The sequence below is a fragment of the Pseudomonas nitroreducens genome (assembly GCF_014204515.1).
GTDB classification, from domain to species: Bacteria; Pseudomonadota; Gammaproteobacteria; order Pseudomonadales; family Pseudomonadaceae; genus Pseudomonas; species Pseudomonas nitritireducens_A.
On record NZ_JACHLI010000026.1, the window covers coordinates 20285 to 39513 of the forward strand.

A 19229-nucleotide genomic window follows, 5' to 3' on the forward strand; every position below is an offset into this window, starting at 1 on the left:
CGATAGGGTCGCGAACCTGCCCACCGGGTTTCCGGGGAGGGAGTCCTGATGGCGGACAGGTTCGCGGTTGAAGCGGGTCGAGCCGAAGCTATGGTCGACTCGTAGGAGCGGACTCCGTCCGCGATGGTATCCGGCGCGATGCGGACCGATCGCGGACGGAGTCCGCTCCTACGCAAGATCGGTGATCAGAACGAATAATCCGCGCTGAGCACCGCGCCACGCCCGGCGCCCGGCACGCCATAACCGCGGCCGTTGTACTGGCTCCAGTAGTGCTTGTCGAACAGGTTGTTGACGTTCAGGCGCAGCGCCACGTCCTGGGTCGCCTGCCAGCTGAGCATGGCGTCGTGGACCACGTAGCCGGGCACGGTGCTCTGGCCGGCGCGGGTCATGGTCGAGCCCAGGCCGGGGTAGATCTTCACATCGTCCACGTAGCGCATGCCGTAGCTCAGGGCCAGGTCGTCCGGCAGCTGCCAGGTGCTCCACAGGCTCAGGGCGTTCTGCGGGGTGTTGGCCAGTTGCACGCCCTTGTCCGAGCCGTTGTAGGGTTTGATCAGCTTGCTGTTCTGGTGCACGTAGGCGGCGTACAGCGACCAGTTGCGGGTGATATTGCCGCTGGCGGACAGCTCGATGCCGCGCACCCGCTCCTCGCCGCCGGTGTAGGCGGAAAGCTCCTCGTCATCGATGTACGTCAGTTGGCGCTTGGTCTCGAACACATCGCCGTTGAGCGCCAACTGGCCGTCGAGGAACTCCCACTTGCTGCCCACTTCGTAGGTCTTGCCACGGTCGCCCTTGGTCGAGGCGATGCTGCCGGTCTGCGCCACCGCGAGCACGCCCGAAGGCTGCTTGGCGTTGGCGTAGCTGACGTAGATGCTGCCGTTCTCCACCGGCTTGTAGGTCTGCGCGGTGTGCACGCTGGTGAGCTTCTCGTTCTGCGAAGAGCTGCCCTTGTCGACCCAGGCGGCGCTCTGGCTGGCGCGGGTTTCGCTGTCCAGCACACGGGTGTCGAAGTGGTCCTGGCGGGCGGCCAGGTGCAGCTGCCAGTGCTCGTCGAACTTCAGGGTGTCGAGCAGGTAGAGGGCCTTGTCGATCTGCTCCACCGACTGCTTGGCCGAGGTGTAGGTGTCCAGCGCGTAGGGGTATCTGGACCAGTCGTTGCTGGCCACCGGCAGGTTGCCCATGGCGGTGCGGCTGGCGGCGCTGAGGGCGCCGGTCTTCGAGTCCAGCGTCTGCTTGCTCAGGTCGACGCCGCCGACCAGGGTGTGGCCGATGCCGAAGGTGTCGCCGCGCCAGGTCAGGCTGGTCTGGTTGCTGTAGGTGTCGTTGGTCTGCTCGCGCAGCGGCGTGTTGATGTTGCGCCGGTAGATGCCCTTGCCGGCCTGGATGCCGGGTGCGCCGGCGTTCGGATCGCCGCCGGGGGTGGTGACGAAGAAGTCGTGGTCCAGGTGGAACCAGGTGAAGCGGCTGTCCAGGCTCAGGGCGTCGTTGAAGTCGTGGGCCAACTTCAGGTTCACCCGGTGCGATTCGTTGTTCTCGTAATCGAGGTTGCGCCAGCCCCAGTAGCTGCTCCAGCTGGCGCCGCCGGCGCGGTGCGGCGAGCTGCCGTGGCTGCCGTTGACGGTGGGGATGCCGTAGTCGGGGGTGGCGTTGTCGTGCAGGTATTCGTAGGCCAGGGTGACGCGGGTGTCGGTGCCCAGGCCCAGCGCCAGGGACGGGGCGAAGCCGTAGCGCTCGTCGCCGACCCAGTCGCGGCCGTCGGTGCCGGTGTTGGCGCCCATCACGTTGACGCGGAACGCCGCGCCCTCGCCGAGGCCGTCGATGCGGTGGTTCACGTCCAGCGTGCCGCGCTTGAAGTTGGCGGTGCCGGCGCTGCCGCTGAGCAGGTTGAAGTCGTCCAGCTGCGGGGTCTTGGTCACCAGGTTGACCGCGCCGCCAACGGCGCCGACACCCCAGGCGGAGGTGCTGGAGCCTTTGAAGACTTCCACGCCCTCGGTGTTGAAGAAGTCGTCGCGCGAGTACTTGGCCGGGTCGCGCACGCCGTCACGGTAGATGTTGCCGTCGGCGTTGAAGCCGCGGATGGTCAGGCTGTCGCCGACGCCACCGCCGCCCTCGCCGGAGTTGAAGGTGATGCCTGGCACGTTGCGCAGGGCATCCTTCAGGCTCTGGGCATTCTGCTCCTTGAGCAGCGTCTCGGAGAGCACGGTGACGCTCTGCGGGGTATCGCGCAGCGGTTCGCTGTACTTCGCCGAGCTGGCACGGTCGACCTTGTAGGGCGACTCCTGGGTGGCCTGCACGGTGCTGTCGGGCAGGGCCAGGGCGTCCTGGTCATCGGCGGCTGGCAGTTGATCCGCCCAGGCACTCAGAGGGATCGCCATGAAGGTGGCGAGGCCGATGAGGGGGGCGAGGGTGAAAGGTGTTTCGGAACGGCTAACGGGAGTGAGGTTCAAGCGGGACGACATGGACGGAAAGCTCTCCGGCAAATGCGAGTTATTTGCATTGCGGAAAGGCTATCAGTGATGGCCCCAGGCCCTGGCGGCGCAAATGTATCGCCGTCGACGCGCCCGGCGCTTTACAACAATCCATTACATTTGCCCGCGCACGAACGGCCGGGCGAAGGGTCTGCCGCCGGCTCGGGGCCGGCGGCAGGAGAGTCAGGCTTTCTTCTTCGTGGACGGCAGCAGGATGGTCAGGCAGCCCAGCAGCGGCAGGTAGGAGCACAGCTTGTAGACGTACTCGATGCCGTGGATGTCGGCCAGGTGGCCGAGCAGGGCTGCGCCGATGCCGCCGAAACCGAACATCAGGCCGAAGAACACCCCGGCGATCATGCCGACGTTACCCGGCACCAGTTCCTGGGCATAGACCACGATGGCCGAGAACGCCGAGGCGAGGATGAAGCCGATCACCAGGCTGAGAATGCTGGTCCAGAACAGGTCGACGTAGGGCAGCGCCAGGGTGAACGGCGTGACACCGAGGATGGAGAACCAGATCACCGCCTTGCGGCCGATGCGGTCGCCCACCGGGCCGCCGAAGAAGGTGCCGGCCGCCACTGCGCCGAGGAAGCCGAACAGATACAGCTGCGAGCTTGCCACCGAGAGGTCGAATTTCTCGATCAGGTAGAAGGTGTAGTAGCTGGTGAAGCTCGCCATGTAGAAGTACTTGGAGAACACCAGCAGCGCCAGTACTACCAGGGAGGCGGTCACCCGGCCCTTGGACAGCCCGTGGGTGGCCACGCCGCCGGCCTTGAGCTTGAACAGGTTGAGGTGGTGGCTGTACCAGCGGCTCAGGCCCCAGAGCACGCCGACGAGGAACACCGCGAACAGCCCGAAGTACGCCACGTGGCCCTGGCCGTAGGGAATGATGATGGCCGCCGCCAGCAGCGGGCCGAACGCGCTGCCGGCGTTGCCGCCGACCTGGAAGGTGGACTGCGCCAGCCCGTAGCGCCCGCCGGAGGCCAGCCGCGCGATGCGCGAGGTTTCCGGGTGGAAGGTCGACGAGCCGATGCCCACCAGCGCCGAGGCGACCAGGATGGCGTGGAAGCTGCCGACGAAGGCCAGCATGAGGATGCCGATCAGCGTGCAGACGCTGCCCAGCGGCGCCAGCCACGGCTTGGGATGACGGTCGGTGTGGTAGCCGACCCAGGGCTGCAGCAGCGAGGCGGTGAGCTGGAAGGTCAGGGTGATCAGGCCGACCTGGGTGAAGCTCAGGCCGTAGTTGGCCTTGAGCACCGGGTAGATCGACGGCAGCACGGCCTGGATCAGGTCGTTGGTCAGGTGGGCGAGGGCGCAGGCGCCGATCACGCGCATGACCAGCGGGCTGGCCTGGCTGGCCACGGACGGCGTGGCCAGGGGGGAAGCGGTGGTAGACATGGGACTCCGGGGCAGCAAGGTGTGGCGCACGGGCAGGGCGCGCCGGGTTCTTCTGTTGGGGAGGCCTATGCTAGGCGTGGCAAGCGTGGCTGTCTCACGCGATCCGGACGAGGAATATCGCGAAACGGCCAAATCGGCCGGCCGAGTCGCTGATCGGCTATGCTCGCCGCCTCGCCTTTTCCCGGAACAGACCGTTGCCATGTCACCCGCCGTCACCCTGCGTGTGCCCTTCGAGGGCCGTGAACTGCATGCCGATACCCTGACGGGCACTTCGCCCCTGCACCTGTTCGGCATCCACGGTGGCGGCGCGAGCAACCGCTCGGTGTGGGACGGCCTGCGCCAGTCGCTGTGGCAGCGCGGCGTCGGTTCCACCGCGCTGGATTGCGTTGGCCACGGCGACACGGGCGGGGTGTTCGCCGAATCTTCCCTGCAGCGGCGCAGCCAGCAGGCACGCTCGGTGATCGAGCGCGCTGGCGTACGCCCCACTGCGCTGGCCGGCATCAGCATGGGCGCCTACAACGCCTTGCGCCTCAGCGAAGCCCTGGAGGTTCAGGCGCTGATCCTCATCGTGCCCGGCATCTACACGCCCGAGGCCTTGGAGGTGCCATTCGGCCCGGACTTCTCAGCGATCATTCGCCGTCCGCGCAGCTGGCTCGACAGCGACGCCTGGGCGATTCTCCAACGCTTCCGTGGCCGGCTGCTGGTGGTGGCTGGCGAGCAGGACGCCGTGATCCCCCTGGAAATCCCCGAGCGCCTGCACGCTGCTGCGATCCACGCGCAATCCCGTGAGCTGCTGGTGGTGCCGGGCGCCGGCCACAGCGGCCTGCTGCCGCTGCTGCTGGACAACCCGCAATGGCATGCCGCGTTGCTCAATTGCGTCGGGCTGGAGGGCGACGGTCTGCCGGACTGAACAGCGGCCGGTGGCTCGGGTCGAAAGAACTTCCGCAAGCGAGAAGGTGCAGCATGGACAAGGTCACCGGCGGCTGCCTGTGCGGCAGCCTGCGTATCGAGGCGACGGGCCAGCCCTACCGGGTCGGCATCTGCCATTGCCGGGATTGCCGCAAGCACACCGGCTCGCTGTTTCACGCCTCGGCGATCTTTCCCGAGGATGCCGTGCGCATCGACGGTGAAAGTCGCGAATACGCCGGGCGCTGCTTCTGCCCGCGTTGCGGTTCCTCGGTGTTCGGTCGCAGCGGCGACGAGATCGAGGTGAGCCTGGGCGCCTTCGATGAGCCCGAGCGCTTCCGGCCCACGTACGAGCTGTGGACCTGCCGCCGTGAAGCGTGGCTGCCGGCCTTGCCGGTGCGCCATCACTACGAGCGTGATCGCGAGTCCTCCGGCCGCTCCGAAGACTGAGAGCACGGACAGAAAACGCAGCCCACGGACAGATCGCGCGCCCATTTGCCTGGGACGCGGCACTGTCACATTCGGGTCCCGAGCGCCACCGATAGTAGCCCCGCCAACCAGCTCAAAGAGGCTACATTGTGTTCCATCGCGCCCTGCTTTCCCTGTCCCTGCTCAGCCTGTCCATCGCCGCCGCCCACGGCGCCGAGACCTACACCCTGGACACCCCGCGGCTGACCGGCATCGACAACTTCCGCGACATCGCCGGCACCACCACCGCCTACACCACCTCCAACGACGGCGTGATGCGCTCCGGGGTGTTCTACCGCTCCAACGCACTGACGCCCAAGGGCAATGACCTGGCGATCCTCAACAGCCTGGGTATCAGCAATGTCTACGACCTGCGCACGCCCAGCGAAATCGCCGGCACGCCCGACACCCTGCCCGCCGGCGCGGCGTACCAGAACATCGACATCATCGGCAGCACCACCTCCGGCGCCAACGTCACCAACATCTCCTTCACCAGCGCCGCCCAGGCCGTGGCCATGATGGAGGAGACCAACCGCGCCTTCGTCAACGACGCCGGCATGCGCGGCCAGTTCACCACGCTGTTCAACGAACTGGCCGCAGCCGACGGCGCCGCGCTGTTCCATTGCACCGCCGGCAAGGACCGCACCGGCTGGACCGCCGCCGTGCTGCTGAGCATCGCCGGGGTCGACAGCGCCACCATCATGCAGAACTACCTGGCCACCAACGACTACACCGCCGCGCGGGTGCAGGCCACCCTGGCAATGATGCCGGCCAGCATGGCGGCCATCTACGCGCCGCTGCTGGGCGTGCAGGCCAGCTACCTGCAGGCCGGCCTGGACGAGGTGACTGCCGAGTACGGCAGCATGGACAACTACCTCAAGGAAGGCCTCGGCCTGTCCCAGGAAACCATCTACGTGCTGCGTGGCAAGATGGTTTACTACAGCGCCCTGCCGGGCGTGGAAGGCCTTTCCGGCAATGCCGCCGCCGGCGCACAGCTGCTGACCCAGCTGCAGAACAGCAGCCTGTCCGGTGACTACACCGCGTACAACTACTACCTGCAGTCGGCCATCGATGCCGGCACCCTCGGTGGCGTCGAGTCCACCGTCGGCGGCCAGGTGCATGCCGATGCGGCCAGCTACCTGCTGCGCCAGGATGCGCTGATCGACCACGCCGCCGCACCCTACGCCAGCGGCGTCGACCTGAAGACCGGGCAGACCCGCCTGTGGACCAGCGCGCTGGCCGGCTACCAGGGCAACTCCGCCACCTCCGATGCCGAAAGCAGCAGCGAACACACCCAGGGCATGCTGATCGGCGTGACCCAGCGCTTCTCCGAGCAGCTCAGCGGCAACGCCGGCTTCGGCTACAGCAAGGGCAGCATCGGTGGTGCCGGCGGCGACGTGGACACCGACCTGACCTTCGTCCGCGGCGGTGCGCGCTTCGCCCTCGACAGCCTGGAGCAGGGCCTGTTCGTCGACGCCGACCTCAGCTACGGCTGGCTCGACTACGACAGCAAGCGCGACATCGGCGGTGGCCTCGGCAAGGCCAAGGGTGATACTCACGGCAAGCTGAGCGGTGCCAGCGTTGCGCTTGGCTACCGTACGGCGGTGTCCACCGTCACCCTGGAGCCGAGCATCGGCCTGCGCTACAGCCACCTGGACCTCGACGGCTTCCAGGAGAAGGGCAGCGAGCTGGCGCTGGATGTCGACGACATCAGCGAGAACCGCCGTAGCGCCTACGCCAACCTCAAGGCCTCGTTCGCACCAACGCAACTGGGCAGCGGCTGGCAGATGGTGCCGGCGCTGGAGGTCGGCTACGACCATGCGCTGGGTGACTACCAGGTCGACAGCCAGGGCCAGTTGCTGGGCCTGGACGTGTCCCAGCGCGCCGCCTTCGACAACCGCGACCAGTTCAGCGGCGCCTTCAGCCTGACCGCCAGCCAGGGCGACTTCAGCGTCGGCGCCGAAGTCGGCGCACTGGGAGGCAGCGGCAGCCACGGCGCCAGTGGCAGCCTGAAGGCCAGCTATCAGTTCTGATCGGCACTGCGCGCTAAGAGCGGCCCGTCGGGAATTCCCGGCGGGCCGTTTGCATTCAGCATGCCGGTCCATGAGTGCACGGAAGCAGCAGGTTGCGTAGGAGCGGACTCCGTCCGCGAGGGTGTCCGGCGTGAAGCGGGGCCGATCGCGGACGGAGTCCGCTCCTACGGTGTTGGATGGTTCCGCATTACCTGCGGTTGATATGGCGGATAACCCGTTCCGGGTTATGCGCCCTACGTATTTGGACGGCCATTCTGATTACATATCCACGGGAATGGCAGCTTGCGTAGGAGCGGACTCCGTCCGCGAAGGTTTCCGGCGTGAAGCGGGGCCAATCGCGGACGGAGTCCGCTCCTACGGTGCTGGGTGGCGTGGCATTACCTGCGGTCGACAGGGCGGATAACGCTGGAGGCGTTATGCGCCCTGCGTGCCGGGATGAGTCCGTGCCCGATCAACCCCTCACCCCCAGCCCTCTCCCAAAGGGAGAGGGGGCGATCGTGCCGGCTGACGCCATGGTTTCATCCTGCGCCGAGTGGTCCCCTCTCCCTCTGGGAGAGGGTGAGGGCCGGCCCGAGTGCAGAACTATCTGGCAGGCACGGAGCTTCCCTGTAGGAGCGAGCTTGCTCGCGAACCCGCTCGGTGCTGCCTAGGCAGACAGCGGCAGGCCCTTGCGCAGGTCTGCCGGGCTCATGCCGTAGGCGCTCTGGAAGTACTGGCAGAAGCGCCCGACGTTGCTGAAGCCCAGGGCCAGGGAAATCTCGCTGACCGACTGCGCGCTGTCCTGCTGCAGCGCCTCGTAGGCGCGCTGCAGGCGCACTTCGCGCTGGTAGGCGACGATGGTGCTGCCGACGAAGCGGCGGAAACCGTCCTGCAGGGCGCGCAGGCTGACGTTGGTCAGCTCGGCCAGGTCGCTGCCGCTGAGCAGGGCGTCGGGATGCTCTTGTATGTAGTCCATGGCCAGCTTCACATGACGCGGAGCGATCTGCGGGGCAGGGCGCCTGAGCGCGTCGCTGTAATTGTGTGGCCAGATTTCCAGCACCGAATCCACCAGCATCTCCTGCAGCCGCGCCGGCATCAGCGCGCTGGAATTGATCAGCCCGTCGAACTCGTTGCCGGTGGCCATGGCGACTATGGCCTTGATGCCCTGGAACGCGTCGTCGCCCAGGTCCACCCGTGGCTGGAAACGCACCTTGTGGGTGATCGGCCGGCCCAGCAGGGTGGCCAGACGCCGGGCGAACAGCGAGCGGCGCACCGACAGGCCGTGGTGCGCGTGGCCGTCGATGAAACCCACCGAACGCACCGCGGCCTTCTCCATGGCCAAGCCGACACTGGGCAGGCCGACGCTGTCGCTGCACTGGTTGAAGACCACGCGGCCGGCACTGGGGAAGATGAAGGTGATCTCGTCGTCGAGGTCCGGCATCTCGGCCAGCAGGTCGCCGCGAAAGCTCAGACGGCGGAAGCTCACGCCCTCGTAACGGCCGTAGACCCCGCCGATGGCGATGGGCCTTTCCGGGCGCGGCATCCCCGAATACAGGTTGCCGAACATCCGCGTGTAGAGCTCGCCGAAATCATCGGCGCTCATGTCTTCGGAGCGGATCAGGAAGGGCTTGCGGGCGTGGCCTGAGGCTGGAGTCATCAGCGGTCATCCGGTGGCGGGGAGGTTCTGCGCAGCGGTGTCGAGCGGGCGCGCGGAAAGTGGCCGAGAACTCTAGCGGGGCGCGGTTACAGCTGTGTGATGGGGCAGGGAGCCTTGCGATCACTATCGCGCGATGAACCAGGGAGCTGCGACCCGTCATACGGGCAAACGGCGGCGCTGGCCTGTGGGCGCGGGTCATGCCTGCGACCGGCACGCGGCGTGGTTTCACGGCAAAAATCCAGGAGCGGACTTCGTCCGCGATGGCGAGGGCCCTGCCATGCGGTTCGCGAGCAAGCTCGCTCCCGCAGGCAGCCGACAGTGGCTCTTCGTAGGAGCGAGCTTGCTCGCGAACCCACCCAAATCCGAAGCCCGATCACGCTGGCAACCCCGCCAGACGGAAGCCCTCGACGAAGTGCGCGCGCACCGCTGCATCGCGCAGCGGTTCGGTGGCCAGCCAATGGCGGATCGTGAAGTGCGGGTTGCCCACCAGGAACAGCTCGGTCTCCGCCCGCGCCTCGTCCAGCCGGCCGAGCTGGGCAAGGCTGGCGGCGAGGAAGCGCCGCGAGCTGCTGCGGTAGGTTTCCTCGCGGCGCAGGGTGTGGATCGCGCCCTGGTAATCGCGGGCGGCGTATTGCGCCTGGCCGAGGGTCAGGTAGTACCAGCCGGCGGGGAAGGGGTTGAGGCGCAACGCCCGGCGGATGTATTCCAGCCCCTCGTCGATGCGCCCGGCCAGCACGCTGACATCGGACAGCGCGGTCCAGGCGTCGGCGTCGTTGGGGTCGAGCTCGAGGGCGCGCTGGAACTGCGCGTCGGCTTCGGCGTACTGGCGCTCGTAGGTCAGCAGGTAGGCCAGGCTCCAGCGGCTGCCGGCATCGTTGGGGTCGATGGCCACCGCCTCTCGCGCCTGCGCCAGGGCGGTCTCGCGCTCCACGGGCGTCGGGCCGCCGCTGTGGATCCAGCCCATCCAGTGGTTCATCGCCAGCCAGCGCCGTGCCTCGGCGTATTGCGGGTCGAGGGCGATGGCGCGGCTGAGCAGCAGGTGCGCTTCCTGTGCGGCCAATGGCGAATCGTCCATCAACTGGCGGGCACGCACGCAGAGTTCGTAGGCCTCAAGATTATTCGGCCGGTTGCGCGGCAGTGGCGTGCGCAGGTGGCCGAGCAGGGCCTGGAGGATTTTCGCGCTGAGCTGGTCCTGCAGGTCGAACAGGTCTTCCACGCGGCTCTCGAAACGCTCGGCCCAGACGTGCTCGCCGGTGCTGGCATCGAGCAGCTTGGCGTTGACCCGCACGCGCGCATCGACGCGCCGCGCGCTGCCTTCGAGCAGGTAGCGCACGCCCAGCTCGCGGGCGATCTGCCGTACGTCCATGGCCTTGCCCCGGTAGGCGAAGGCCGAGGTGCGGGCGATGACGAACAGCCCGCCGGCGCGGGACAGTTCGGTGGTCAGATCCTCGCTCAGGCCGTCGGCGAAGAAGGCCTGCTGCGGATCGTCGCTGAGGTTGACGAAGGGCAGCACAGCGATCGACGGCTGTTCGGGCAGCGCCAATGCGGCCGATTCCTGCTCTGCGATCCGCCTCACCGGCGCGCTGAAGCGATAGCCCAGCCGCGGCAGCGTGGCAATCCACTGGCCGCCGTCCGGCGCCGGCCCCAGGGCCTTGCGCAGCTGGGCGATCTGCACCGTGAGGTTGCCTTCCTCGACCACCAGGCCGGGCCAGGCGGCCTCCAGCAATTCGGCCTTCGGGACGGCATCCCCGGCCCGCTCCAGCAGCGCCGCCAGCAGCTGCAGCGCGCGATAGCCCAGGGCAACCGGCGCACCGTTGCGCGTGAGCGTGCCCGCTCGGCTATCGAGCAGGAAGTCGCCGAAGGCAAAACCCGGTTGCGGCATGGCGTTCCCCGTTTGGAAGTTTTCACAACGCTTTGGACGCGCTTAAGGACCGCGCGCCCGGCGTTCTCCATGCTCCTGCAAAACCCGTGGAAGGTTCTTCAGGAGGCTGTGATGAACCATAGCGCGATGACAACCAAGCGGATGGAAATCAGCTCGACGCCATTGCTGCGCCAGGCTCCGCCACTGCGCCCCAGCCCTGCGGCGCTGCGCCAGTGGATCGCCCTCTGGCAGGCGCGCGCCCAGCTGCGCCGGCAACTGGCGCGGATGGCGCGGGCCAATCCCCACCTGATCGCCGACATCGGCCTGACCCGCGAGCAGGTCGCGGCCGAGATCGCCAAGCCGTTCTGGCGGGTGTGAGGTGGGGCAGGCTGCGGTCAGAAGTTACCGCGCAGGGTCAGCGTGAAGTTGCGTGGCTCACCGTAGTAGTTGCCGTACTCGGAGGTGCCGACGCTGGCGTAGTAGCGGCGATCGAACAGGTTGTTGCCGTTGAGCGCGACGGACCAGTGCTGGTCGACCTGGTACTCCACCAGCGCGTCGTAGACCGCGTAGCCGGACTGGCTGAAGTCGTAGGCGCGGCTGTCGATGGTGTTGCCGTTGGCGTCGAAGCGGTAGGCGGTGCCGCTGACGTAGGTCGGGCTCTGGGTGGTGACGCCGGCGCCGACGCGCCAGGCGGCGAAGTCGCCGGGCAGCGCGTAGGTGGTCCAGAGCTTGAACAGGTGCTTGGGCGTGACGGTGCTGTAGAGGGTTTCCTCGGTGTCGTTGTGCAGCTGGTTGTAGGTGTAGCCGGCGAGGATTTCCCAGCCCGGAGCGATTTCGCCGCTGGCTTCCAGGTCGATGCCCTTGCTGGTGATCTTGTCCTGGGCGACGAAGCAGCACGAGCCGCTGTAGCTGAACGGCGGGTTGGGGTAGCTGGGGTCGGTGGCCGCCTGGTGTTCGCGCTGGGTATAGAACAGCGCGGCGCTGACATTGAGCTTGCCCTCGAACAGTTCGCCCTTGATGCCGGTTTCGTAGGTCTTGCCGGTCATGGGTTCGATGGAGCTGGGCGCGTCTTCCGGGCCCTTGAATTTCTGCGCCTGGGGTTTGAAGACCTCGGAGTAGCTGACGTAGGTCGACCAGTTGTCATCAAGGGCGTAGATCAGCCCGCCGTAGGGCACCAGGGTGGTCGGCTCGCGGTCGGACACCTTGTCCTGCAGCACCCACGGGCCGCTGCCGTCGCTGTTGCGCATGCTGTAGGCCTGCTCGAACTTGTAGCGCTGGGCGCGGGCGCCGAGTACCAGCTTGAGCGGATCGCTCAGTTGCAGGCGCAGGGTGGAATAGACGCCGTACTGCTCGCGGGTGTTGGGCGAGTAGTCGCGGAACAGGTTGTGGTTCGATTCGTTGCTGGGCAGCGGGGTGGAGGACGGGTCCCAGAGGTCGATCAGCCCGCCCTTGTCCACCATGCCCTGGGCGGAGCTCCAGCGGCTGGTGACCTTCTGGTAGTCCGCGCCCAGCAGCAGCTCGTGCTGGCGGCCGAAGGCGTCGAAATGCCCGGAGAGGTTCACGTCGACGACCGATTGTTTGCTCCAGCTTTCGATGTAGCTGCCCCACCAGTACGGCCCGGTGTTGCTGGTTTCGTCCACCGAGCCGTAGGGAATCACGCCTTCGGTGGTCGAGCCGTTGTAGGAGTATGTGTAGGAGGTATTGAGCTTCCAGTCGTCGTTGAAGTAGTGGTCGACCTTGGCGAACCACTCACGGGTATAGCTATCGGCCCAGGCGCTGTTGCTGGTGTACCAGCTGTGCCGTGGCAGGTGCACGTCGCCACCGGTGCTGTAGCGCGGCAGGCCATCGCCGGTACCGTTTTCCTTGACCTTGTCGTAGCTGCCGCCGAGGGTCAGCAGCGTGCTGTCGGTGACGTCCGCCTCGAGGGTGCCGAACAGGTAGGGCCGCTCGGTGCTGCGGGTGTCCATGAAGTATTGGCGGTCGGTGTAGGCCGCCACCATGCGCCCGCGCAGCCTGCCGTCGAAGGCCAGCGGGCCGGTCAGGTCGACTTCGCTGCGGTAGTTGTCCCAGGAGCCGGCGGAGGTTTCCAGCTTGAGCTGGTAATGGTCGAGCGGGCGCTTGCGCACCAGGTTGACGATGCCGCCGGGGTCGCCGGTGCCGCCGAGCAGGCCGCTGGCGCCGCGCAGGACCTCGACGTGGTCGTAGCCGGACATGTCGTACTGGCGGTTGCTGTAGAAGGTGCCAATGCCGCTGCCGATGTCCATCGGAGCGGCGCCGTCGATCTGCAGGTTGTCGATGGGGAAGCCGCGGGAATAGAGCTGCTGGGCGTTGTAACTGCCGTTGCGCACGGTGATGCCGGGCGTGCGCCTCATGGCGTCGGGCAGGGTGGTCAGCTGGCGATCGTCGATCATCTGACGGGTGATCACCGAGACGCTCTGTGGGGTGTCCTTCAGGCTCACCGGGGTCTTGGAGCCGACGCTGACCAGCCCGGTGGTGTAGGAGTGGGAGTTCTCGGTCATCTCGCCCATGCCCTGGCCCATGACGATGGTCTCGCTCATCTGCAGGGCACTGTCCGCATCGGCATTGGCCGCTCGCAGCGTGAAGCTGCCGGCTTGGCGCTCCACGGCCTGCAGGCCGCTGCCGTCGAGCAGCAGCATCAGCGCGGTGCTGGCGGCGAAGCGTCCGCGCAGCCCCGGCGACTGGCGGCCGTCGGTGGCGCCGGGTTCGTAGGAGACGCTGACCCCGGCGACGTCGGAGAAGGCCGCGATGGCGTCCTCCAGCGAGCCGGCGGGGATGTCGAAGGCGTACTCGGCCTGGACGTCCTGCGCCCAGGCGGCGGGTGCGACCAGGGCCGCCAGCGGCGTGGCGAGCAGGGCGCCGCCCATGGCCAGCGGCAGCGCCAGGGGCAGGGCGTGGAAGCGGGTACGGCGGAATTGCGGGTGGGTGCCAGACATGACTGCGTTGTTCTCCAATGGCAGATTGCGGCGTCTCTGCGCCTCTACTGTCCTTGTCGAACGAGAATCAGAATCACCAACACCTCTCGAAACTATTTTTCCGCGGGACGGTATGGCGCCGGACCGGATCGCCGCTGCCGGGGCCTTCAGCGTCTCTCCACCCGTGCCCACCAGCGGGTCAGGCGACGGGTGCGCACGGGCAGGGTGCCGCCGAGGTTATCCAGCACGGTATCGATCTCGTGCAGCTGGAAGGCGCCGGAGATGCGCAGGGCGGCGACGCTGTCGGCGCAACCCAGGTAGCCCGGTTGATAGCGCGACAGCTCGGCGATGAATCGGTCCAGCCGCCAGTCGTTGACCAGCAGTTGCCCGCGTCGCCAGGCGTCGGCGCCCTTGGGCAGGACGCTGCGGGTGCCGGCCGATGTGGCGCTGAACTCCAACTGCTCGCCGGCCTCCACCCGCACCGCCTGCGCTGGCGCTTCCTGCGGGCGGACTTCGACGGCGTGCTGCAACACGCTGACGCGGGCACCGCTGCCGTCGCTGTGCACCAGGAAGCGCGTGCCCAGGGCGCGCACGCTGCCGTACGGCGTGTGCACGACGAAGGGGCGCGAGAGGCTGTCCGGTGCGGTCTGCACCCATATCTCGCCTTCGCGCAGCTCCACCTGGCGCAGTTGCGCGTCGAACTTCACATCGACGGCGGTGCGGGTATTCAGCACCAGGTGGCTGCCGTCGGGCAGGTCGACCTCCAGGGTCTCGCCAGTGGCGGTGCGGTGCTCGGCCAGCGCATGGCGGGCCGGGCCGTACTGCACGCCGAGCACGGCCGTGCCGCCGGCCGCGAGCAGCACCGAGAGCACCTTGAGCATGGCGCGGCGCTTGATTCGCGAGTTCTTCAGCGTCGGCCGGGCGATGTCCGCCGTGACCTGGCCGAGCTTGGCCTGCAGGCGCTCCACCCGTGCCCAGGCCTGGGCGTGGCGCGGATCGCTGGCCAGCCAGCGGCGATGGGCGTCGTGGGCGGCGTCGCCCTGTTCGGCGAGGGTGATGTACCACTGTGCGGCGGCTTCCAGGGTCTGGATGTCCAGGGCGGCCATCGGCTCAGTCGTCCAGCAGCAGGAGGCAGTGGGTCATCGCCCGCACGAAGTGCTTGCGCACCGAGTTGGCGGAGAGCTCCAGGCGCCTGCCGATCTCCACGAAGCTCAGGCCGTCGAGCTGGGCCATCAGGAAGATTTCCCTGGGCCGCGCGCCCATGCCGTCGAGCAGGGCGTCGATCTCCAGCAGCGTCTCGATGATGATGCAGCGCGTCTGCGGCGAGATCTGCACCGGTTCGGGCAGTGCCGCGAGGGTTTCCAGGTAGGCCTGCTCCAGGGTGCGCCGGCGGTAGTGGTCGATCACCAGGCTGCGCGCCACCGTGGTCAGGTAGGCGCGCGGCTGGCGCAGCTCCAGCAGCTTGCGCTGGGTGATGACGCGGACGAAGGTGTCCTGCGCCAGGTCCGCCGCCTGCTCGCGGCAGCCCAGCTTGCGGCGCAGCCACTGGTGCAGCCAGCCGTGGTGGTCGCTGTAGAGTTGGTGCAGGGCCTGCTGGCTGAGGGCGTCGGTCATGGCATGGGCGGCTGGATAATGTGATAAATGATAATCTATCGCATTTGTGTGCCGCTGCGCGACTGCTGTCGCGACGTCGACGGCCGTCCAGCAACGCCCGCGCGTCCTACGCCCGCGCGTGCAACGCGGCGATACCGGCCTTCGCCACCCGCGCATCCTGCTCCGCACGTACGCCGGAAACGCCCACCGCGCCGACCACCTGGCCGTCCACCAGGATCGGCACGCCGCCTTCCAGTGAGGTCAGCAGCGGGGCGCTGAGGAAGGCGGTGCGGCCGCCGTTGACCATGCTTTCGTATTCGCCGGTTTCACGACGGCCGAGGGCGGCGCTGCGGGCCTTCTCCGTGGCGATGTAGGCGCTGGCCTGGGCGCAGCCGTCCAGACGCAGCAGCGCCAGCGGGTGGCCGCCGTCGTCGGCGATGGCGATGGTCACGGCCCAGCCCTCGCGCCGGGCCTCGGCGCTGGCGGAGGCGAGGATGCGGCTGACGTCGGTCTGTTCGAGTACGGCTTTGTGCTGCATGGAAGCTCTCTGCTGAATGGAATATGAGTGGCGCACGCGCCGGAAAAAGGCCCGTCAGACCACCGCGCCTTCCGGCGGCTGCTCCAGCACCGCCACCACCACGGCGCTGCCGACGATCAGCACGATGCCGATGAGCGACAGCAGGCTGAGCACCTCGCCCCAGATCAGGTAACCGAGCAGGCTTGCCCAGATGATGCTGGTGTAGGTGTAAGGGGCCAGGGTGGCGGCATGGGCGCGGCGCACGGCAATGGTGAAGAGCAACTGGCCGAGGGTGGCGAGCAGGCCGAGGGCGAGCATCACGCCCAGGTCCGGCAGGCTCGGCGTGCTCCAGGAAAACGGCAGTGTGGTGGCGGTGACCAGGGTGCCGACCACGGTGAAATACAGCACCGTGGTGGTCGAGTCGTCGGTCGCACGGATGCGGCGGATCTGGATCATCGACAAGGCGCCGAAAAAGGCGCTGGCCACCAGCAGCGCCGGGCCGACCAGGCTGGCCTCGGCGTTGTCCGGCTTGACCACCATCAGCACGCCGAGGAAGCCCAGCACGGCGGCCAATGCGTTGCGCGGCAGCAGGCGTTCGCCCAGCAGCAGCGGTGCCAGCACGATGACCAGCAGCGCCTCGGAATAGGCGATGGAGATGGCCTCGCTCAGCGGCACGTAGGGCAAGCCGGCGAAGAACAGCGCCGAGGAGCCCAGCAGCGTCAGCGCACGGATGCTCTGCCCACGTACGTCCAGCTGCCGCCAGCGCTGCGCCAGCGGCCGGCCGCGCAGGCATAGCAGGAAGGCTGGCAGCACACCGAAAGCCATGCGGAAGAAGGTCACCTCGTTGGCCGGGTACTTCAGCGCCACCACCTTGGCCAGCGCATCCACCACGGCAAAACAGAACATCGACAACAGCATCAGGCCGACGCTGCGCAGGGCATGGCTGCGGGGGACGGCGAGGGTCAGCTGGGGCATGGCGTGTTCTCCTTTGCGCTGGGTGAAGGCCGGCGTTTCAGCGCGCGCTGAAACGACTGGCGAGGAAGGGCGTGACTGGCACGCTGGTGACCCGGTCGCTGGCCTGCTCGGCGAGCAACTGGCCGGTGATGGCGCCAAGCGTCAGGCCGATGTGGCCGTGGCCGAAGTTGTAGAAGACCTGCGGCAGCCGCCGCGACGGCCCGAGCACCGGCATGCTGTCGGGCACCGAGGAACGGAAGCCCATCCACTGCGACACCGGTTCGTGCTGCAGGCGCAGGAAGCGCCGCGCGCCACGGGTCAGGTAGCGGTAGCGCGCCGGGCTCGGCAGCGCTTCCAGCCCGGCGAATTCCACCGTACCGGCAATGCGCAGGCCCTGGGCCATGGGCGTCATGTAGAAGCCGCCGGCGCCCCAGCAGACCGGGCGGTTGAGCACCTGCCCGGCATGGCCGAAGAGCACGTGGTAGCCGCGCTCGGTGTCCTGCGGCACGGCGTCTCCCAGCTGGTCCACCAGGGTCCGCGACCAGGCGCCGGTGCACAGTGCCACGCGGTCGGCAGCCAGGCGTTCGCCGCTGGCCAGTTGCGCGAGCACTGCATCGCGGCCGGCGCCGGCCGGCTCGATGCCGAGCAGCTCGCCGCGACGGAACTCGCCGCCCATGGCGAGGAAGCGCTCGAACAGGCGCAGGCTCAGCGCGTAAGGGTCGAGCGTGCGGCTCACGCCGGGCAGCTCCACGGCGCAGCTGGCGCGGGTATTGAGCGCCGGTTCCAGTTCGCGCAGCTCGGCGCCTTCGACGAGGCGGATCGGCACCTCGAAGCGCCGGTGGTAATCCACCATGGCCTCGGCGTCGCCGCGCTCGTGGCTTTCGAAGATGTACAGCGCGCCGTCGTGGCGGATCAGGTCGTTGGCGCCGGCGTCGTCGAACAGCTTCTGCCAGGCGTCCATGCACGGGCGCAGCAGGGTGTTGAGGTGGTGGCCGATGGCTTCGACGCGATCCCGCCGCGAGGCGGCGAGGAACTGCAGCAGCCAGGGCGTGATGCGCGGCAGGTAGGCCGGGCGGATCGCCAGCGGGCTGTCCGGGCGCAGCAGCATGCCCGGCGCCTTGCGCCAGATGCCGGGGGTGGCCACCGGCTCCACCGAGTAGGTGGCGAAGGTGCAGGCGTTGCCGAAGGACGTCGCCAGGCCCGGCGGGTTGCGGTCCAGCAGGGTCACGCGCAGGCCGGCGCGCTGCAACTGCAGCGCGCTGGCCAGGCCGACCACGCCGGCGCCGACCACCAGGGCGTGGCGGCGCGTGTCGGGGGCGTGGGTCATTTGCCGCTCATCACGCGGGTCCACAGGCGGGTGCTCATGCGCATGCCGGAGGGCGACAGGGTCTTGATCGGGAACAGGGTGTCGAGCACTTCCTGCGGCGGGTAGACGGCCGGGTTGCTGCGCAGCTCGGGCTTCACGTACTGGCTCGCGGCGGCGTTGCCGTTGGGGTACTGCACGGCATTGGTGATGTTGGCGATCACTTCGGGCTGCAGCAGGTAGTCCATGTAGGCGTAGGCGTTGTCCAGGTGTGGCGCGCCCTTGGGAATGACCACGGTGTCCACGGCGATGGTGCTGCCTTCGCGCGGCAGGCTGTAGTTGATCTTCACGCCGTTACCGGCCTGCTGGGCGGTGGTCATCGCCTGCAGGACGTCGCCGCTGAAGCCGATGGCGACGCAGATGTTGCCGTTGGCCAGGTCGCTGACGTACTTGGACTGGTGGAAATAGCGGATCGATGGGCGGACCGCCTGCAGCGCCGCCTCGGCGGCCTTGAAGTCGTCCGGGTTCTGGCTGGCCGGGTCGCGGCCGAGCACCTTGAGGGTGATGGGCACCATCTGGGTGGCGTTGTCGATCACGGCGATGCCGCACTGGGCGAGCTTCTCGGCGTTCTTTGGATCGAACAGCAACTGCCAGCTGCGGGTCACGTCGGTGTTGCCGAAGATGGCCTTGATCTTGTCCTCGTTGTAGCCGATGCCCACGGTCACCCACAGGTAGGGGATGGCGTAGCGGTTACCCGGATCGCTGGTTTCGAGGATCTTCATCAGCTTCGGGTCGAGGTTGTTCCAGTGCGGCAGCTTGCTCTTGTCCAGCTCCTGGATGGCGCCGGCCTTGATCAGCCGCGGCAGGAAGTGGTTGGACGGGCTGGCCAGGTCATAGCCGCTGGCGCCGGTCATCAGCTTGGCCTCGGTGGTCTCGTTGCTGTCCACCAGGTCGTAGGTGGTCTGGATACCGGTCTGCCGGGTGAAGTTCGCCAGGGTGTCGTCGGCGATGTAGCTGCTCCAGTTGGCGATGGTGACGGTCTGCGCCGCGTGGACGGCGCCAGTGCCGGCCGCCAGTGCGAGGCCGGCCAGGGTGGCGCTGGCCAGGGTCTTGGAACGATTGATCATGCTGCCCTCGTATTCTTTTTTTTGGAGATGGTCGT

The 19229-nt window shown here is 67.8% G+C and carries 15 protein-coding genes; 4 read left to right on the forward strand and 11 right to left on the reverse strand.

Translation table 11 applies throughout. The annotated features are described in order from the left end of the window. Positions 1 to 185: 185 nt before the first annotated feature. Both HNP46_RS25580 and HNP46_RS25585 read right to left on the reverse strand, forming a co-directional pair. Positions 186 to 2456, reverse strand: coding sequence for a TonB-dependent receptor (locus HNP46_RS25580; protein ID WP_184594607.1), 2271 nt, complete (start codon positions 2454 to 2456; stop codon positions 186 to 188). A gap of 192 nt (positions 2457 to 2648) precedes the next feature. Beyond that, positions 2649 to 3863, reverse strand: a complete 1215-nt coding sequence (locus tag HNP46_RS25585; protein WP_184594609.1) for an MFS transporter — start codon at positions 3861 to 3863, stop codon at positions 2649 to 2651. A 199-nt stretch (positions 3864 to 4062) separates the two neighbouring features. Between HNP46_RS25585 and HNP46_RS25590 the strand changes: the two genes are divergently transcribed. From HNP46_RS25590 to HNP46_RS25600, 3 genes are all read left to right on the forward strand, one after another. After that, positions 4063 to 4773 (forward strand): alpha/beta fold hydrolase, encoded by a 711-nt coding sequence (locus HNP46_RS25590; RefSeq protein ID WP_184594611.1) that lies wholly within the window; start codon positions 4063 to 4065, stop codon positions 4771 to 4773. A gap of 53 nt (positions 4774 to 4826) precedes the next feature. Continuing rightward, positions 4827 to 5219: a GFA family protein gene (locus HNP46_RS25595; RefSeq protein WP_184594613.1), complete on the forward strand. Its 393-nt coding sequence runs from the start codon at positions 4827 to 4829 to the stop codon at positions 5217 to 5219. A gap of 128 nt (positions 5220 to 5347) precedes the next feature. Beyond that, entirely contained in the window at positions 5348 to 7270 is a 1923-nt protein-coding gene (locus tag HNP46_RS25600) for a tyrosine-protein phosphatase (protein WP_184594615.1), read from the forward strand. 646 nt (positions 7271 to 7916) lie between these two features. Here HNP46_RS25600 and HNP46_RS25605 read toward each other — a convergent pair. Together HNP46_RS25605 and HNP46_RS25610 are read right to left on the reverse strand one after the other, a co-directional pair. Next, the gene (locus tag HNP46_RS25605; RefSeq protein WP_260403262.1) at positions 7917 to 8906 is read right to left on the reverse strand and encodes an AraC family transcriptional regulator; all 990 of its coding nucleotides are present in this window, start codon (positions 8904 to 8906) and stop codon (positions 7917 to 7919) included. 373 nt (positions 8907 to 9279) lie between these two features. Further along, positions 9280 to 10788: a winged helix-turn-helix domain-containing tetratricopeptide repeat protein gene (locus HNP46_RS25610; RefSeq protein ID WP_184594617.1), complete on the reverse strand. Its 1509-nt coding sequence runs from the start codon at positions 10786 to 10788 to the stop codon at positions 9280 to 9282. A gap of 111 nt (positions 10789 to 10899) precedes the next feature. Between HNP46_RS25610 and HNP46_RS25615 the strand changes: the two genes are divergently transcribed. Next, on the forward strand, positions 10900 to 11145 hold the full coding sequence (locus tag HNP46_RS25615; protein WP_221455119.1) for a DUF1127 domain-containing protein: 246 nt from the start codon (positions 10900 to 10902) through the stop codon (positions 11143 to 11145). A gap of 17 nt (positions 11146 to 11162) precedes the next feature. On the opposite strand, the gene HNP46_RS25620 is transcribed toward HNP46_RS25615, so the two are convergent. The 7 genes from HNP46_RS25620 to HNP46_RS25650 form a co-directional block, all read right to left on the reverse strand. Further along, positions 11163 to 13721, reverse strand: a complete 2559-nt coding sequence (locus HNP46_RS25620; RefSeq protein ID WP_260403263.1) for a TonB-dependent siderophore receptor — start codon at positions 13719 to 13721, stop codon at positions 11163 to 11165. Between the two features lie 146 nt (positions 13722 to 13867). Beyond that, positions 13868 to 14806, reverse strand: coding sequence for a FecR domain-containing protein (locus tag HNP46_RS25625; protein WP_184594619.1), 939 nt, complete (start codon positions 14804 to 14806; stop codon positions 13868 to 13870). 4 nt (positions 14807 to 14810) lie between these two features. Then, positions 14811 to 15314 (reverse strand): sigma-70 family RNA polymerase sigma factor, encoded by a 504-nt coding sequence (locus tag HNP46_RS25630; protein ID WP_184594621.1) that lies wholly within the window; start codon positions 15312 to 15314, stop codon positions 14811 to 14813. Between the two features lie 106 nt (positions 15315 to 15420). Next, on the reverse strand, positions 15421 to 15831 hold the full coding sequence (locus HNP46_RS25635; protein WP_184594623.1) for a heme-binding protein: 411 nt from the start codon (positions 15829 to 15831) through the stop codon (positions 15421 to 15423). Between the two features lie 54 nt (positions 15832 to 15885). Next, positions 15886 to 16785 carry a DMT family transporter gene (locus tag HNP46_RS25640; protein ID WP_184594625.1) on the reverse strand — a complete coding sequence of 300 codons (900 nt, stop codon included), beginning with the start codon at positions 16783 to 16785 and terminating at the stop codon, positions 15886 to 15888. Positions 16786 to 16822: 37 nt separating this feature from the next. Continuing rightward, the gene (locus HNP46_RS25645) at positions 16823 to 18091 is read right to left on the reverse strand and encodes an NAD(P)/FAD-dependent oxidoreductase (protein ID WP_184594627.1); all 1269 of its coding nucleotides are present in this window, start codon (positions 18089 to 18091) and stop codon (positions 16823 to 16825) included. Further along, positions 18088 to 19194, reverse strand: a complete 1107-nt coding sequence (locus tag HNP46_RS25650) for a polyamine ABC transporter substrate-binding protein (protein ID WP_184594629.1) — start codon at positions 19192 to 19194, stop codon at positions 18088 to 18090. Before HNP46_RS25650 ends, HNP46_RS25645 begins: the two co-directional genes overlap by 4 nt. Between the last annotated feature and the right edge of the window lie 35 nt (positions 19195 to 19229).